Annotated in this window: 19 protein-coding genes; 7 read left to right on the top strand and 12 right to left on the bottom strand. The window is 42.5% G+C overall.

What is annotated here, in order from left to right:
- Window positions 1-4: 4 nt before the first annotated feature.
- The 4 genes from J0L83_04745 to J0L83_04730 all read right to left on the bottom strand — a co-directional run bounded on the left by J0L83_04745 (window position 5) and on the right by J0L83_04730 (window position 1,664).
- Complete coding sequence (locus J0L83_04745; GenBank protein MBN8663856.1) at window positions 5-484, bottom strand: hypothetical protein; 480 nt, start codon at window positions 482-484, stop codon at window positions 5-7.
- A gap of 19 nt (window positions 485-503) precedes the next feature.
- Window positions 504-857 carry a VOC family protein gene (locus tag J0L83_04740; protein MBN8663855.1) on the bottom strand — a complete coding sequence of 118 codons (354 nt, stop codon included), beginning with the start codon at window positions 855-857 and terminating at the stop codon, window positions 504-506.
- 62 nt (window positions 858-919) lie between these two features.
- On the bottom strand, window positions 920-1,135 hold the full coding sequence (locus tag J0L83_04735; protein MBN8663854.1) for a helix-turn-helix transcriptional regulator: 216 nt from the start codon (window positions 1,133-1,135) through the stop codon (window positions 920-922).
- A gap of 1 nt (window position 1,136) precedes the next feature.
- Window positions 1,137-1,664 carry a DUF2975 domain-containing protein gene (locus J0L83_04730; GenBank protein ID MBN8663853.1) on the bottom strand — a complete coding sequence of 176 codons (528 nt, stop codon included), beginning with the start codon at window positions 1,662-1,664 and terminating at the stop codon, window positions 1,137-1,139.
- A gap of 178 nt (window positions 1,665-1,842) precedes the next feature.
- On the opposite strand from J0L83_04730, the gene J0L83_04725 reads away from it, so the two are divergent.
- Window positions 1,843-4,518 carry a glycoside hydrolase family 3 C-terminal domain-containing protein gene (locus J0L83_04725; protein MBN8663852.1) on the top strand — a complete coding sequence of 892 codons (2,676 nt, stop codon included), beginning with the start codon at window positions 1,843-1,845 and terminating at the stop codon, window positions 4,516-4,518.
- A gap of 35 nt (window positions 4,519-4,553) precedes the next feature.
- Here the strand turns inward: J0L83_04725 and J0L83_04720 are convergent, their stop codons facing one another.
- The 3 genes from J0L83_04720 to J0L83_04710 are packed head-to-tail and all read right to left on the bottom strand — an operon-like array spanning window position 4,554 to window position 5,903.
- Window positions 4,554-4,925, bottom strand: a complete 372-nt coding sequence (locus J0L83_04720) for a VOC family protein (protein ID MBN8663851.1) — start codon at window positions 4,923-4,925, stop codon at window positions 4,554-4,556.
- A 56-nt stretch (window positions 4,926-4,981) separates the two neighbouring features.
- Entirely contained in the window at window positions 4,982-5,470 is a 489-nt protein-coding gene (locus J0L83_04715; protein ID MBN8663850.1) for a GNAT family N-acetyltransferase, read from the bottom strand.
- Window positions 5,471-5,528: 58 nt separating this feature from the next.
- The gene (locus tag J0L83_04710) at window positions 5,529-5,903 is read right to left on the bottom strand and encodes a DoxX family protein (GenBank protein MBN8663849.1); all 375 of its coding nucleotides are present in this window, start codon (window positions 5,901-5,903) and stop codon (window positions 5,529-5,531) included.
- 149 nt (window positions 5,904-6,052) lie between these two features.
- On the opposite strand from J0L83_04710, the gene J0L83_04705 reads away from it, so the two are divergent.
- Complete coding sequence (locus tag J0L83_04705) at window positions 6,053-7,234, top strand: acetyl-CoA C-acyltransferase (GenBank protein ID MBN8663848.1); 1,182 nt, start codon at window positions 6,053-6,055, stop codon at window positions 7,232-7,234.
- A 67-nt stretch (window positions 7,235-7,301) separates the two neighbouring features.
- On the opposite strand, the gene J0L83_04700 is transcribed toward J0L83_04705, so the two are convergent.
- The 3 genes from J0L83_04700 to J0L83_04690 all read right to left on the bottom strand — a co-directional run bounded on the left by J0L83_04700 (window position 7,302) and on the right by J0L83_04690 (window position 9,716).
- Window positions 7,302-7,529, bottom strand: a complete 228-nt coding sequence (locus J0L83_04700) for a hypothetical protein (GenBank protein ID MBN8663847.1) — start codon at window positions 7,527-7,529, stop codon at window positions 7,302-7,304.
- Between the two features lie 39 nt (window positions 7,530-7,568).
- On the bottom strand, window positions 7,569-8,987 hold the full coding sequence (locus J0L83_04695; GenBank protein MBN8663846.1) for an MBL fold metallo-hydrolase: 1,419 nt from the start codon (window positions 8,985-8,987) through the stop codon (window positions 7,569-7,571).
- A 90-nt stretch (window positions 8,988-9,077) separates the two neighbouring features.
- Entirely contained in the window at window positions 9,078-9,716 is a 639-nt protein-coding gene (locus J0L83_04690; protein ID MBN8663845.1) for an NAD(P)H-binding protein, read from the bottom strand.
- A 106-nt stretch (window positions 9,717-9,822) separates the two neighbouring features.
- On the opposite strand from J0L83_04690, the gene J0L83_04685 reads away from it, so the two are divergent.
- Window positions 9,823-10,218, top strand: coding sequence for a hypothetical protein (locus tag J0L83_04685; protein ID MBN8663844.1), 396 nt, complete (start codon window positions 9,823-9,825; stop codon window positions 10,216-10,218).
- Between the two features lie 32 nt (window positions 10,219-10,250).
- On the opposite strand, the gene ytxJ is transcribed toward J0L83_04685, so the two are convergent.
- On the bottom strand, window positions 10,251-10,586 hold the full coding sequence (gene ytxJ / locus J0L83_04680) for a bacillithiol system redox-active protein YtxJ (GenBank protein ID MBN8663843.1): 336 nt from the start codon (window positions 10,584-10,586) through the stop codon (window positions 10,251-10,253).
- Window positions 10,587-10,963: 377 nt separating this feature from the next.
- Between ytxJ and J0L83_04675 the strand changes: the two genes are divergently transcribed.
- From J0L83_04675 to J0L83_04665, 3 genes are all read left to right on the top strand, one after another.
- Window positions 10,964-11,737 (top strand): 3'-5' exonuclease, encoded by a 774-nt coding sequence (locus tag J0L83_04675; protein ID MBN8663842.1) that lies wholly within the window; start codon window positions 10,964-10,966, stop codon window positions 11,735-11,737.
- Window positions 11,738-11,824: 87 nt separating this feature from the next.
- Window positions 11,825-12,577, top strand: a complete 753-nt coding sequence (locus J0L83_04670; GenBank protein ID MBN8663841.1) for a polyprenol monophosphomannose synthase — start codon at window positions 11,825-11,827, stop codon at window positions 12,575-12,577.
- Window positions 12,578-12,615: 38 nt separating this feature from the next.
- Window positions 12,616-13,488, top strand: a complete 873-nt coding sequence (locus J0L83_04665; protein ID MBN8663840.1) for an EamA family transporter — start codon at window positions 12,616-12,618, stop codon at window positions 13,486-13,488.
- A gap of 34 nt (window positions 13,489-13,522) precedes the next feature.
- On the opposite strand, the gene J0L83_04660 is transcribed toward J0L83_04665, so the two are convergent.
- Window positions 13,523-15,964: a TonB-dependent receptor gene (locus tag J0L83_04660; protein ID MBN8663839.1), complete on the bottom strand. Its 2,442-nt coding sequence runs from the start codon at window positions 15,962-15,964 to the stop codon at window positions 13,523-13,525.
- A 94-nt stretch (window positions 15,965-16,058) separates the two neighbouring features.
- On the opposite strand from J0L83_04660, the gene J0L83_04655 reads away from it, so the two are divergent.
- Window positions 16,059-16,709: a winged helix DNA-binding protein gene (locus J0L83_04655; GenBank protein ID MBN8663838.1), complete on the top strand. Its 651-nt coding sequence runs from the start codon at window positions 16,059-16,061 to the stop codon at window positions 16,707-16,709.
- Window positions 16,710-16,762 lie beyond the last annotated feature (53 nt).

Raw genomic sequence — 16,762 nt, 5'->3', positions numbered from 1 at the left:
AGTATTACCTTATTTTCTTCATTGGAAAGAATTCAGATACTTTTCTGCCAGCCATTAATCCGGTAATTTCTGCAACAAGCGAATCTGTTCCTTTCTTTCTGTAGATGATCTTTTGTGGAAAAGGGTTTCGCTTGTTCTCTAATACCATACTATCCGAGTCTAATGCTATGGATACAAAATCAACTGGCTCTTGTTTGGTATCAGCTGCAACACGTACGGTATAATGAATCTTGTTTTGGGCCTCAGTTACCGCTACTTTTTCAAAATAAACTGTATCCGTTTGGAACAGATAGAAACTCTTCACTGCATAACCGCTATCGCCTGTTTTCAGCCAGTCTTCATACAATGGGCCTCTTTGTGTTTGAGATACCCAGGTACCTTGAAGCCAGCCAATGGTTTCCAAAGGCTTTTGTTCTTGCTTGCAGGAAATTATTGTGAGCAGGAGAAAGCTGACAGTAATTACATATTTGAGCGATGATTGCATACTAAAAAGTTTGAAATGACTATAAGATTGCTTCTCCAAAAGTGAGCAAATTATTGTCAGGGTCCAGCAAAGAAAACTCTCTTTGTTTCCAGGGCTTGTCTTCCAGCTTGCCGTTGGGGTGGATGGCCACTTGTTTGTCTAGTAATTCTTGATACCAAGCATTGATGTCGCTGACCCTACAATACACTTGCCCGTCATTCTCTTCCGGTATTATATCGGGATGCGCAAAGAAATGCAGCTCTATCTGATCTTTTTCCAGCAAAAGATAATCGCCATAATCGTTGATCAATGAAAAGCCCAATTGATCAACATAGTAGCTGATGGTAAGCGCCTTGTTGCGCATGGGTAATTTCGGAATAGCGATTTGCAGCATCTCACAGCTTTTCAGCAAGATAGGTGCTTTGCTGCGTAAATGCACAACGCTTATTAGAGCCTTTAAGATTGTGTTTCAGGCTGGTATTCCAGAATATCTGCAGGCTGACAATCAAGGGCTTTGCAAATCGCTTCAAGTGTACTAAAACGAATGGCTTTTGCTTTACCTGTTTTCAGGATGGAGAGATTAGATAAAGTAAGGTCAACCCGCGCAGAAAGTTCATTCAGCGAGATTTTCCGTTTGGCCATCATCACATCCAAGTTTACTATGATGGGCATCTTATACAGTTAATTCGTTTTCTGATTGTAATTCTGTTCCTTTCTGGAATACATGTGCAATGATGTACATCACGCCTGCGAAAAATAAGAGTTCTTGATAACCCCAGTTAAGATCAATGGTTACGCCTCTTTTCATCAGCCATCGTGCTTGCGTATTGGCAATAAAGCTGATGACAGCAGTAGCAAGTGCTGTAAAACTAATCAGGCTGAGGTGTTTGCTTGCCATTTCATTAAACGGACTTGCCAGATTGAAGCGTTGGAAAATCTTTACTACCAAAAAAGCCATGTATGCTTTTAAGGCGTTCACGGTAATTAATAGCGTCACCATCTGGTAGTATTGCAAATCGCTGAAAGCCTTTACAGCAGAAAGATCCAGTCCCTCGTATAAATCGCGCGAAGCGATATCGTTCACAAATAAGCTCACAAAAACGGAAATGATAATTGCCCCGGTTTTGATACAAAGACCAATGAAAATGATCCAGAAAAGCACCTTCATAAAGGTGAGGATGTTTTTTTGTTGCGTTTGCATATTGACTGATTGATGATGCAAATATCAGGTAAAATTTATTGAAAAACAATAAATAATTATTTTTTAAGGAAAATTTTCAAGATTTGATGCATTGCCCACACCACTGCATTGGAAATCATTTATTTAGCAAAAAGCGGCAGGCTTTGTTTTGGGTTAGTCAATTCAGTAATGTTGCTGTATGCAGCTAAGATTTTGTTTTTGCCTCATCATTTTTTGTGTGTTGCAAGGCCGGCTATCAGCACAGCAATTACCTTATCAAAATCCGCGTTTGCCACACGCTGTGCGGATGAAAGACTTATTGAGCAGAATGAAGCCGGAGGAAAAGTTCTGGCAGTTATTCATGGCACCAGGCAGTCTTGCTGATACAAATCAATTGCGCAAATCTGTTTTTGGTTTGCAGCTGAATGCGAGTACACAAACCAATACCACACAACAGGTATTGCAATACGGGAATGGGCAGGATGCGCTCAGCTTTGCAAAGCAAGTCAATGCAGTGCAAGCATTCCTGATGCGTCAAACAAGATTAGGTATTCCAGGTATTTTCTTTGAAGAGGGTTTGCACGGATTAGTAGCCAGAGGTGCAACCGTTTTTCCGCAGTCAATTGCATTAGCAGCATCTTTTGATACATTATTGATGCAAAGCGTAGCCACGGCTATTGCGCAAGAAGCGCGCATCAGAGGCATTCGCCAGATATTGTCGCCAGTATTGAATATTGCCACTGACCCGCGCTGGGGCAGAACAGAAGAGACTTATGGTGAAGATCCGCTTTTGAGTAGTTGGATGGCTCAGGCTTATATCCGCGCCATGGAGCAAGCTGGTGTTATCACCACACCCAAACATTTCATTGCCAATCTGGGTGATGGCGGTCGCGATAGTTATCCCATTCATTATAACGAGCGATTGCTCAGAGAACTCTATTATCCGCCTTTTTACAATGCTATTACCAAAGCGGGTGCGAGATCAATTATGACTGCTTATAATTCTGTAGATGGAAGTCCTGCTTCTGCCAATCAGTATTTATTACAGCAGGTATTGAAGAAAGACTGGGGCTTTCGCGGATTTGTGATTTCAGATGCCAATGCTGTGGGTGGTGCAAACGTGCTACACATGACTGCTAAGGATTATGCAGATGCAGGAAAGCAGTCTATTCAAAATGGTTTGGATGTCATCTTTCAAACCGACTTGAAACATCACGCATTATTCATGCCTCCTTTTTTAAATGGAGCAATTACACAACGAAGTATTGATGAAGCGGTTTCGCGCGTACTGCTGGCAAAATTTCAGCTGGGCTTGTTTGATCAACCCTATGTGGCTATACCTGAACCTGATTCTATCAAAGCCTTATCTGCAAAGCATCATGTGCTGGCCAGAGCAGCGGCGCAGCAATCTATTGTGCTGCTGAAAAACAAACAGCAAGTATTACCCATTCAATCCAGCGTGAAAAAAATTGCCGTGATTGGTAGTGATGCTACAGCTGCCAGATTGGGCGGATATAGCGGCACAGGTAATCGGGTAGTATCTATATTTGATGGAATAAAAGAAGTGTTTGGCAGTAAGGCAACGATTGTTCATTCACCCGGCTGTGCAAGAACTTCGAGTAAATACCAAACCATGCCTTCAAAATTGCTGTGGATAGAAGCGAATGGGGTTTGGCAGCAAGGCTTGAAAGCGAGTTTTTATGCGTCACCTGCATTTGAGGATGCTGCTGTTGCCAGTCGTATTGATCCGGTTATTGATGCGCACTGGACATTGTATCCACCCGTGCCTGAAGTAAAGCCTGATCATTATGCTGTAGAGTGGACAGGTTATTTAAAACCTGATACTACTGGAATTTTTGAGTTAGGGTTAGAAGGGAATGATGGTTATCGGCTTTATTTGAATGATCAATTGCTGATTGCAGAAGATAATAAGCAAAGCTTTCATTTGAGAACTGTGACACTACCGTTGCAAAAAGACAGTTTGTATCCCATCAAAGTACAGTTTAGCGAAACACAAGGCAATGGCCGAATTAGGCTTGTTACCAATATGCATGTAGCAGATCAGGATAGCAGATTGATTCAAGACGCAGTTGCTGTAGCAAAAGATGCGGATATCATGCTTGCGGTTGTAGGAATTGAGGAAGGCGAGTTTCGCGATCGTGCACAATTGTCATTGCCCGGTAAGCAAGCAATGCAGTTGCAAGCACTTGCTGCAACCGGAAAACCCTTGGTAGTGATCATCACGGGCGGTAGTGCTGTTACCATGCAGCCTTGGTTAGATGTAGCTGATGCAGTTTTGATGGCATGGTATCCTGGCGAAGCAGGAGGAATGGCAGTAGCGGATATACTCAGCGGTAAAATCAATCCGTCAGGAAAACTGCCGATTAGTTTTCCGCTTGCTGAAGGACAGTTGCCATTGAGTTATTGGCATAAGCCAACAGGAAGGGGAGATGATTATGCCGATTTGAGTGGTCAGCCTTTGTTTCCATTTGGCTATGGATTAAGCTATACGCAGTTTGCATTAAGCGAGCTGAAATTGAGTCAACAGCGGATTCGTGTCGGTGAATCAGTTACGCTAAGCTGTGTTATTGAAAACAAGGGAAAATATACTGGAACAGAAGTGGTGCAATTGTACCTGCGCGATGAATTGGCTTCTGTTGCAAGGCCTTTACAGGAATTGAAAAACTTTCAGCGCGTGCAAGTAGAACCAGGAGAACGTAAACAAATTTCTTTTGTGCTGAAGCCGGAAGACTTCCAAATGCTCAATACGAAAATGGAATCCGTGATTGAGCCGGGTATGTTCAGAATCATGGTTGGGACTTCTTCCAGAGAGCTGGCACTAAAAGCACAGATTGAAATATTGCCTAAAAAATAAGCGGGCCCTCAATCAATAATTCATTTCAGGATGTGTTAGATGTGCTGATCAATCAGAATGGTATTGCCATCCGGGTCTTTAACAACAATATGCGCAGGACCGTTGCCTTCTGGGTCTGCTGTTGCTGCTAGCTCAATGCCCTGCTGTTGTAATTGTTGCTGAATGCTGCGAACATCATCGTATGCAGGCAGCGTTTGTGCATTTTCGTCCCAGCCGGGGTTGAAAGTCATCATATTGCCTTCGAACATTCCTTGGAAAAGACCAATAAGCGTCTTGTCGTTTTTCATAATCAGCCAATTTTGTTCAATATGGCCAGCAAAAACTGTAAAGCCTAGTTTTTCATAAAAGGCTTTTGATTGATGGATGTCTTTAACACTCAGGCTGATGGAGAAAGCACCAAGTTGCATGGTTTAGGATTTAGGTTGGCTGATTAAGTGGCATTGTCAGTAGTAATTTAATCAATTTATTTTCTGCCGGTTTCAAATACATGAAATTTAATATCCTCATCTATCCTTTCTTCCAGAAAGTAGAAGCCAAGTTCTTGCAAAAGCTTAATTGATCGTTCATTCTCTGGCAGGGTGGTAGCTTGCACAATCTGATGTTCCGGGTCTTGCATTACTTTCTGTAATACAGCTTTACTGGCTTCATGTGCATAGCCCTGGCCATTGTATTCTGGTAGAAAAGCAAAACCGATATCGAAAAACTCCAAATAGTCGCGCTTGAGAAAACTGATTACACCAATGGGTGTATTGTTAGTTTTTAATCTTACAACCCAATAAGTGCAATCAGTTCTTGCTAAGAGTTGTGTGATATAATGTCTTGCTTTTTCTGGTGTATCAATTTTTCTGTCGCCAATAAAACGCAGCCATCCTTCCGTATTCATGAGCCGGTATAAAAAATGGGCATCATTGGTAGTTACGGGTAATAAAGACAATCTTAAAGTGCCAATCATAAGTTTCGATCCTTGCTAATAACATTTCGCTTAGTGAAATCACTACCGTTGCAAAAATTTATCCTGCTTTAGCAGCAAAATATTTCTGGCAGTAAACATAGGAGATAATCAAAGCTGTAAAAATGGGAATCATCGTCAGCATACCCATATCAAATCCGTTTACTTTAAGGTTAGAGTACACTGCAGCAATTAGGTCGTAGGTGAGGCCGGCATATGCCCATTCCTTAATGGTTTTATAACCTGGAACCACCAGCGCAATACTACCTAATAGCTTGGCTACGCCGATAAAAGGAATAAAATATTCCGGATAGCCGAGTTGCATAATAAAGGTCTTGGCTTCGGGTACCAGTAAAATATCTGGTACAGCTGTAAATGCCATAAAACCGGCAAAAAGAATCGTACTGATCCAGTAAATGTTTTTGATCTTTTTCATAGCAGTTGTTTGTTGTCAACTTACGAAAATCAGCCAGCTTGCACAAATGATTGTGATGAAGCGCGTTTACCCGCTAAAAAAAGCCTTTGGCAATAATCTCTCCAATAAAAACTAACATCTGTTATCTTCGCGCCAGAAAAGCAAGTCATATGAAAGAAGTTGTGATTGTTTCAGCAGTACGTACCCCTATGGGTAGTTTTGGTGGAAGTCTTAAATCCCTCACTGCCACGCAATTAGGTGCAATAGCCATAAAGGGCGCACTGAATAAAGCGGGCCTATCGCCGGATAAAGTGAATGATGTATTGATGGGTTGTGTGATCCAAGCCAATTTGGGTCAGGCACCTGCACGTCAGGCAGCCAAATTTGCAGGCTTACCCAATGAAGTGAACTGTACAACCGTGAATAAGGTTTGTGCCAGTGGTATGAAAGCTATTGCACAAGCAGCACAAAGCATTTTACTAGGTGATGCGGATATTGTTGTAGCAGGCGGTATGGAGAGCATGAGCAACGTGCCTTTTTACGCAGAGCACATGCGTTGGGGTAATAAATACGGTCATGTGAGTTTGCAAGATGGCTTGGCGAAAGACGGGTTAACCGATGTGTATGATGGAAAAGCTATGGGTAATGCAGCAGAATTGTGTGCAAAAGAATGTGGCATTACTCGTGAAGACCAGGATACTTTTGCTATTGAAAGCTACAAACGCAGTCAGGCTGCTTGGGAGCGTGGTGCTTTTGCAGATGAGATCGTGCCTGTGGAAATTCCACAACGTAAAGGCGATCCTATTGTGTTTGCAAAGGATGAAGAGCCATTCAATGTAAAGTTTGATAAGATTCCAACATTAAGCCCTGCATTTCAGAAAGAAGGTACTGTAACAGCTGCTAATGCTTCTACCATGAACGATGGTGCAGCAGCATTGGTATTAATGAGTGCAGAGAAAGCCAAAGAATTGGGATTGAAACCTATTGCGAAAGTTGTTTCATATGCAGATGCAGAACAAGCTCCTGAGTGGTTTACTACTACACCAGCGCTAGCTGTTCCTAAAGCAGTTGCTAAGGCCGGATTAACTATGCAGGATATTGATTTCTGGGAACTGAATGAGGCTTTCAGCGTGGTAGGCATTGAGAATTCACGCAGAATGCAATTGGATCCTGCAAAGGTGAATGTACACGGTGGAGCAGTTAGTTTGGGCCACCCATTGGGTGCGAGTGGTGCACGTATCATCGTAACATTAATCAATGTGTTGAAGCAAAACAAAGGTCGTTACGGTGCAGCCGGTATCTGTAATGGTGGTGGTGGCGCTAGTGCGATGGTGATTGAAAACATCGATTAATTCAGAAGATATAAGGACAAAAAAATCCTCCGTTTTGCGGAGGATTTTTCTTTCAGGGCAAGCAGAATCAAATGGCAGCATCGTCTTTTGAAACGGGCTTTTTGATATAGTCTAGGATGATGTTCGTTAATAGCAAACCCAATACAGCAAAATAGACCGTACTTCTCCATGGATTTGAAGTAATGGCACAAGTGCCATTGACGCAACCAATTTGCGCATAGTAGATATAACCACTAATGCCACCCAGGATTGCGCCAAGTACATACCATCTGTATTGCTGTAATAAACGATTCATGCTTTCACTTTTTGCTTTTCAATTTTGATTTTTGCCTTACTACAACATCGTTGTAGGACAAACATAATCCGTAATCTGAAATTTTCCGGTTTCCTTAATTGCTTTAAAACCACCTTGTACATCAATCAGGTTATCAAATCCTCTTGCTTTCAGGATAGAACAGAAGATCATACTTCTGTAGCCACCGGCACAATGTACATAGACAGGCTTGTCTTTGGGTACAGATTGCATATTGTCATTGATATAATCCAAAGGAATATTCACTGCATTTAAAATGTGTTCAGCATCGTATTCACTTTTTCTTCTGGCATCAAGGATAAAAGTCTCCGGAATGCTGTCTGCAATTACTGCTAATGCATCTGCAGAGAGGGTAGGAATGGTGTCCACTTCTTTCCCTGCAAGCTTCCAACTCTCAAAACCGCCTTGCAAGAAACCTATGGCGTTGTCATAACCAACACGTGCGAGTCTTGTTACCACTTCTTCCACTTTATCATCATCTGCTACCAGCAGAATCGGGTGTTGCAAATCGGTAACCAAGGTGCCTACCCATGGTGCGAATGTGCCGTCGATACCAATATTGATGGAGTTAGGAATAAAACCTTTGGCAAATGTTTGTGGATCTCTTGTATCCAGAATCAATGCTTCTGTTTCTTCAGCAGCAGCTTCAAAAGCATCAACACTCAATTCTTGCGTACCGCGCTGTAATACAAATGAGAAAGAATCATAGCCTTGAATATTCATCAATACATTCATTGGGAAGTACTGTGGAGGAGGTGTTAAGCCATCCAAAATGGCCTTTACAAAATCGTCCTCACTCATAGGTTGTAAGGCGTAGTTTGTTTTTTTCTGATTACCCAGTGTATCTGTTGTTTCCTTACTCATATTCTTGCCACAAGCAGAACCTGCGCCATGTCCGGGATAAACAATGATATCATCAGCAAGTGTAAGGATCTTGGTGTTGAGTGAATGATACAGATGTCGGGCTAATTTATCTTGTGTCAATTCAGCAATGACTTTCTGTGCAAGATCGGGCCTGCCAACATCACCGATAAACAAGGTATCACCGGTGAAGATTGCTGTCTCTTTACCGTTTTCATCAATGAGTAAAAAGCAACTGCTCTCCATGGTATGACCTGGTGTGTGCAATACTTTGATCTGCACTTTACCTAAAGGCAAAATTTCTCCATCTGCAGCAACATGTGCGGTGAAACCAGGCTTGGCTGTTGGGCCGTATACAATGGTTGCACCACTCTCTTTTGCTAAATCAATATGACCAGAAACGAAGTCGGCATGGAAATGCGTTTCCAAAACATACTTAATACTTGCATTATTACGCTCCGCTTTCTGGAGATAGGGTTTGGTCTCGCGGAGCGGATCAATAATAGCGACTTCGCCTTCGCTTTCAATGTAGTAGGCGCCATGGGCGAGGCAGCCTGTGTAAATTTGTTCTATTTTCATGACGGTTGTTTTTAAAATGACTTAGCAAAATTGACTATGCTTTCAAGAGTCAACAATGACATTTGTCACAAACCGTCTCTGGTGGATTAATTACAAGCGAGAAATGCCTACACGTTGGCATGAATAGGTATCTAGGGTAACAGCTTGCAGTAAACAATCTGCAAGATCTCCCGTATTGATTTCGTAATGATTGGGTTCAGGTATGGCTTCAGCTTTGGTAATGTATTTACCACTAAAAGGTCTGTCCAAAATATTGGGGGAACAAACAAAGGTCCATTTCAGTGTACTTGCTTTCAATGTTTCATAAGCTGCCTGATGTTCTCTGCCAACAGGCAAATATTGTTGTGGATAATCTGAAGCATCTAAAAGGTAATGGCCATGTTCATCAGGCAGTATCCCTAATCCGCCTAAGGCTGCAATACGCTTGATGCCTGCTGTTTGCATCTGTTGAGCGATCATTTGCATACCCTTACTTCTTGTTTGATCCAATCCGTCGAAACTTCCGCCCAGCACAGAAATCACAGCATCTGCACCGGTAAGTGCGGCTGCAACATCCTGAGCATCTAACACATAACCCTTGATGGCGATGAGGGCTTCGTTGCGGATATCAGGGTCAATCAGTGACGTAATATTCCTGCCAAAGGCGCGTACACTATGTCCAGCAGCCAAAGCTTGTGTAACAACCTGTTTGCCTACTTGTCCGGTAGCACCAAAAACCGTGATGATCATGCGTGCGTTTTCTGTAAGATACACAATCAAAAAATATCTTTTCAGAATGACAAATATCATTGTTATCTGAGGTGATGCACATGAACTTTATAGAAAACAATCTGATATGGTTACGATAGAACAACAGAAGCCCGTTTTAGAGCTTCATCTTGAACACGAACTGTGGATCAAGGAATTGCTTTTCTGGAAGGAGGAGATTGCGGTTATGGAGAAGTATTTGGCTCAGGTGAATGCCTGGCTGAATTCACAAGAATCCAAAGCCGGTGTTGAACATTTCCAGAATCAGTTTATCCGCCAGAGAGAAGTTATCGACGAACTCAAACATGAGATTAGGGTGAATGAAGAATCCCTGTCTGAACGCTTACGTAATCTAACGGGACCAGAAGCCAACACGAAAAGATTGGTTGATCATGATGTTACCCGTGAGAAAGTACTCATCACAAGAAAGATATATCAAGACTTGAAAGAAGAGTATCGTAACTGGCTGGTTCGTATCCTGTAAAAAGACCATAGGCGGTACCGATTAGGTGCCGCCTAATTTTTTTGTGCCTGTTCTGTGATTTCTGCCATGGTGATGCCCATGTGGCTTTCGTCATAAACACATTCGCCTTTGCTGATAAGCAAAACTTGTGGCGATTCATGGTGTACATGGAAATCAGCAGCTACTTTATGGGAAAGTTCTCGGTATGCGATGAGGTCCAGGTAATGAAAATCGATGCCTTCTGGCGCTACGGCAGATTCCAAACGATTCTTAGCCATGCTACTAATGCTGCAGCGTGTACTATGCTTGAAGATTACCTGAGGTGTTTGGTGTGATCTCTCAATTAAGGACTGAAGATCTTCAGACTTTGTCAGTTGATGCCATTTCATGCCTAAACAACAAAATGCCCGGCTTAAGGTTTGAAATAGTTACGGTTGGTAGTAGGGCAGCCGCCGTTTTTTGACGAGGTACAGCTAGCGAAACCAATCGCTACCATGGTGATAAGGAGTAAAGAAACAATCAACTTTTTCATGACCAGTATTTAGGTTTGTTGGCAAAGATACAGCTGCTTTTTGTTCTGCTGCTCCCTGCACTTACCGGAACTGTTAAGGTTTCCGGAATTGTGAAATTACAGGCTTTGCTCTGCAATAACGCAGGAATATGATCGAAAAGTGTGCTTTGAACAGATTTTAAGCCCTTCAATTGATTACCTTTGACCATTATAACCCTAATTATCATCAGGTTCAACACCTTACCCTAAGTTCTAATGAAGCTCCAGCTAACCCGTCCCATTGCCGTAATTGATCTGGAAACTACCGGTATTAATATTGGTTCTGACCGCATTGTAGAGATTGCTATCATTAAAATTTTACCAGACGGTACCCGCCAGGTAAAGCGTAAACTCATCAATCCGCAGATGCCCATTCCAAAGGGTGCCAGCGATGTGCATGGGATTACCGATGAAATGGTCAAGGATGCGCCTACATTCAAGCAGGCTGCCAACGAGATCAAGCAGTTTATCGATAATTGTGATCTGGCCGGCTATAACAGCAATCGTTTTGATGTACCTATGCTGGTGGAAGAATTCCTACGAATTGGTATGGAAATCACCATCGATGGTAAGCGTCTCGTGGATGTACAACGCATTTTCCATATGATGGAACAGCGTACTTTAGGTGCTGCGTATAAATTCTATTGCCAGAAAACATTGGAAGGTGCGCACAGCGCTGAAGTTGATGCGTCTGCAACCTGGGAAGTGCTGGAGGCACAGATTGAGCGTTATCCGCAACTGGGTACCACCATTGAAAGTATCGTGAAAGCAACCGGCGAAGAAGACCTGGTTGATTTTGCTCGTCGTTTCATCCGCGAGAATGGTGTGGAGGTCTTCAATTTTGGTAAACACAAAGGCAAGCCAGTAGCCCAGGTGCTTAGAGAAGAGCCACAGTATTACGATTGGATGATGAAGGGCGATTTCCCTATGCATACCAAGCAGAAATTGTCTGAGATTTTCAACCGAACCATGCTGGCTAAAAAGGTTTAACCTTTTCGCAACGTCGGTTATAAATCTTATTGGTGAAACCAGCAATACATTAACTATTTTTATCCTGTACCGAGCAAGCCCCCCGTATTGGAAAAATTAGTCATTATACCCACATACAATGAGCGAGAAAATATCGCCGCCATACTGGCTGCTGTATTTGATTTGCAACAAGGGTATCATGTTTTAGTAATTGATGATGGTTCGCCAGATGGTACTGCCGCCATTGTGAAGGACTTAATGCAGCGTTTCCCTAATCAACTTTTTTTGGAAGAACGAAAAGGTAAAGCCGGTTTGGGCACAGCCTATATCCACGGTTTTCGTTGGGCCCTGCAAAGAGGATATCAGTATGTATTTGAAATGGATGCTGATTTCTCGCATAACCCAAAAGATTTGGAAAGACTTTATCTCGCTTGTAAGCAGGATGGGGCTGATCTTTCTGTTGGTAGCCGTTATGTGCCCGGTGGTAAAACTGAGAATTGGCCTTTGGACCGACAAATTTATTCACGTGGTGGAGCACTCTACACTAAGTTGATTACCTGGATGCCGGTGAATGATCCTACTGCTGGCTTTGTGTGCTACAGCAATAAGGTCTTACAGACCATTAATTTTGATGCCATCCGATTTGTTGGCTATGCTTTCCAGATTGAAATGAAGTTTGCTGCATGGAAACTGGGCTTCCGTATTCAGGAAGTACCCATCACTTTTGTAGATAGAAAAGAAGGTACCAGCAAAATGAGTGCAGGTATTCTGAAAGAGGGTGTGTTGGGTGTATTGAAAATTCAATGGCGCAGCCTGTTCAAGAACTATCGTCATCAAGTAACTAAATCTGCTACTTTTTAGCACGTGCTTTTTCAAGGTGATGCCTTACTTTCACCTCTATGAAAGCCGCTTTCCTAAAATTACATTTGGCCGTTTTTCTGGCAGGATTCACCGGAATTTTGGGCCGACTCATTACCTTAAACGAAGGCTGGCTGGTTTGGTACAGGCTGCTGATCAGTTCCATCACCATGTGGATACTATTTCATTTCACCCGCAAATTGCAGCGCATCTCCGCTAAACAACGCTGGCAAATCACCGGAATTGGATTTTTAGCAGCATTGCACTGGGTTACTTTTTATGGTTCAATCAAATATGCCAATGTATCCATTGCATTGGTTTGCTTCTCTGCAATTGGATTTTTCACTGCGTTGATTGAGCCGCTGTTTTTCAGAAAGCGTATTCAACCAATGGAGTTGTTGCTTGGACTTGTTTGTATAGTTGCTATCTACCTCATCTTTCACTTTGATCCTCGATACAAGACAGGTATTATCATCGGTTTGATCTCTGCGTTTCTAGCAGCCATTTTTCCGGTGATGGATAGAATGGTGTTGGCGAAAGTAAATCCGGAAACCCTGATAACATATAAACTTAGTGGGGGATGGCTCACACTATCCTTGCTCATGCCTTGGTATACTATGCAGTTTCCTGCAGATCATATTATACCAACCTGGACAGATTTTTTCTGGTTGCTATTTCTTGCTTGGATATGCTCTGTATGGGCATTTCGTTTATCTGCGCAGGCCTTGCAAAAAATTTCTGCTTTTACCGTTAATATCAGCTACAACTTAGAACCTGTCTATGGTATTGTATTGGCTTTTCTGGTATATCAGGAAAACAAATTGTTGCATAGCAGTTTCTACATCGGCTTTGCCATGATCTTAACAGTAGTAGCTTATCAGACTTGGCGAGTAGCAAAAAAGAAGTCGCAGTAAAAACTGCGACTCCATTATCTTTTTTTTATTGTTGTTAGAACTCTACGATAAAACCTATGGTAGGCGTTACCTGTGCTTCATCATTTGCTAACAAGGTAGGAATACCATTGCTGCCATTGGGCCTGATAGGCTGTCCGTCTGTTGTCAAGAAAGCTGTATTGCTCGCATTTCTTCTAAACGTATACTGTGGATAGTTAGCTGCTCTGGCAATATACCAGTTGGTTACATCCAGGAACAGATCAAAGGTAAACTTGCGGAAGTTCCATTTCTTATCAATACGCACATCGCTGGAGTGGAATGTAGTGAGTCTGTTTTGATTGAGTCTGGTATAATCCAGAATACCCTGATTCAGTACAAGGAAGTTTTGTCTGCTTGCAATATCATCAAATGGTGTATAAGGTGCACCACCTTGGTAACGGAATTTTAAGCCCAATTCCCAGTTGCGTTTGAATTTATAACCCCAGGTTACACTCAGGAGATGGCGATTGTCCCAGGCGCTAGGTACATACTTGCCATCAGCACCAGTGTATTCGCTTTTGAAAAAGGTATAACTAAATACACCAAAGAAACGGTTGGTGAGTTTTTGCTGTGCGAAAAATTCAAAACCAAAAGCGCGACCAGTTCCATTGGTGCGTACAGGTTCATTACCCAACACGCTGAAATCACTGCCCATATTGGCTAAGCTGATGCCGTCTCGTACACTGATGGGTACATTGCTATAGGCTTTGTAGAAACCTTCCAGTGTAAAACGAGTGGCATCGCTTTTTAAATGTTCAATACCTAACACGTAGTGTGTGCTCTTGGTATAATCACTGTTCTTATTCAGGAATACATTGTTCTCCTGATAACCCAGAATAGTATAGGGGGGTAGTTTATAATACGTACCCACAGACGCATTCAAGTTCCAGCGATCAGCTAATACATAAGAAGCGCTGATGCGCGGACTAAAAGTCTGGAGCAGATTCCAGCCCTCATTGGTGAAAGAATTTCCGTCTGCACGAATACCTGCACTAATGCCTAAGCGGTTATCCATAAAACGTTTGCCTATTTGTGCAAACAAACCTGCTTTCATGAAATTGATATTGGTATTGAAATTCACCGTTACGGCAGGTTGTACAACTACGTTATTGTTGTCGCGTACTTCCGGGCGAATCACTTGAAAAGTGTTGTTGCTGAAGCTTACTGCCTGAGCGGCAACACCATAAGCAATTTTCCAGCCATTGATGTTTTGATTCACATCAAAGCGGAGTTTGTTTTCTGTTTCACCTGAATTGATGTTCAGGGTTTGGTCACCTTTTACGGGACTCAGGTTGTCTTCATAACGCTCTAAAGTATTGTTGAAATCATTTCTGCTCAAAGCAAGATTCCAATAGCCATTCTTGATCACACGTCTCAAACTGGCGCCAAACGTGTAGCTCCACTGTTGAATAGAAGGACTGCTGTTGAGTGCATACAATTTTTCCGGAGTGGCTTCTTTCGGTGCAGCGAAACTGAACTCATCAATGGCACCAACACCTAAGAATGTAAGCGTAGTTTTTTTATCTAACTGGTGGGTGGTTTTGAATTGAAAATCCCAGTAATTAGGTCGAATTGGTAAATCAATTGCCTGAAACAAAAATTGCAGATAACTTCTTCTTGCAGAAGCAAGGAAAGTGTGCTTCTTGTCTTTGGATAAAGGTCCTTCAAAGGTTGTAGCCAGTTCTGTAGCACTTAAACGAATATTACCCTGAACTTGGTTGGGATTACCTTTCTTTTGTCTAAACTCAAATACAGAAGACAAAGCATTGTCGAACCTTGCATCAAATGCAGAACTGCTGAGTTTCACATCTTCAATAAAACTTACGTTCAGAATACCCTGCGGTCCGCCGCTGCTGCCCTGTGTTGCAAAGTGATTGATGGTAGGTATTTCAATACCATCCAGGTAAAACACATGCTCATTAGGAGCACCACCACGAATGATAATATCGTTACGGAAACCACCACCTGCTGCGCCACCACCAACGCCAGGTAAACTCTGAATCACTTTAGAGATATCAAAATTACCACCAGGGTTAGCCCTGATCTCTTCTGTTGTGAGACGCTGCACACTTAACGGTGTTTCCAGTGTTGCGGCTTTGGCAGTTTTTCTGCTGGATCGAACCGTTACGTTCGTAAGTTCAGCAGCAACAGGTTCCATCTCTGCCAGAATCGTTTGCTCATTACCTGTTGTAATAATGATGTTGTATTTCAATAAATCGGCATAGCCCAAACCGGAAAATTGAATGGTATAGGCTTTTACCGGAATACCGGTGATGCGGAAGCGACCAGCACTATCAGTTACCGTTGCTTTGTCGGTGGAAACTAGTTTAACCGTAATACCGCCTAGGGGCGCACTATTGTTTTTATTGGTTACGGTACCTGAAACTGAACCTGTATTCTGTGCATTTACCTGTAGTATGGCCAGTAAAATGACCAATACACTCATCCTAAACTTCATGGTTGCTTGTATTTTAAAATTGGAGAACAAAATTAGCATGAAATTGTTCTAAAAAAGTATAATTTTATACATATTTGGGAAATAAACGCTGTTTATGAACTATTTGTTGATCAAAAATCTGATGAATGAGCTGGAGCGATACGAGCAGGAAGGCCATACCAGTGCTGATCCTCAATCGTTTGGTGCCTGGTTGATGGGGGCAAAGCATCATTTTCAGACGCCTGTCATTCCAGAAGGGGCTATTGCAGGCGAAACACTGGAAAGCATGATCAGCAAGCTGGTGGTGTTTATGAATCGCTATGCCCGTATGTATGTGAAAAAGGCATTGGAGGGAACCGGTATCAATAGTTTCGACGAGTTTACTTTTTTAATAACGCTCTATCCCTACAGTAGTATGAACAAAATGGAGCTAATTGAGCGCAATATCCAGGAAAAGCCTACGGGGATGGAAGTGATTCGTCGCCTCTTGGAGAAGGGTTATCTGGATCAGCAGGATGATCCATCAGACGGCAGAAGTAAACGCCTCACACTAACTGCAGCGGGGCGACAAACCCTCGAAGGCAGTTTTCATGCCATGACCAAAGTAACCCATATCGTTTCCGGCAATCTATCAGAAGAGGAGAAGCTGCAATTGCTCTTCATCTTACAAAAGCTGCATGAATTTCACCAGCCGATTTATCAGGCCAAAAAAGAGCCTGATCTGGATCAGCTCTTGTTGCAGCACAATATTGCTCCGGTCCTGTAATTCTTGTCTGGCCTGTTGTTTCTTCATTTATATTTAGTGCCTTAATAAAGACT

The sequence above is a fragment of the Chitinophagales bacterium genome (assembly GCA_017303835.1).
Classification (GTDB): Bacteria; Bacteroidota; Bacteroidia; order Chitinophagales; family Chitinophagaceae; genus JAFLBI01.
This window is presented reverse-complemented; position numbering and strand designations above follow the sequence as displayed.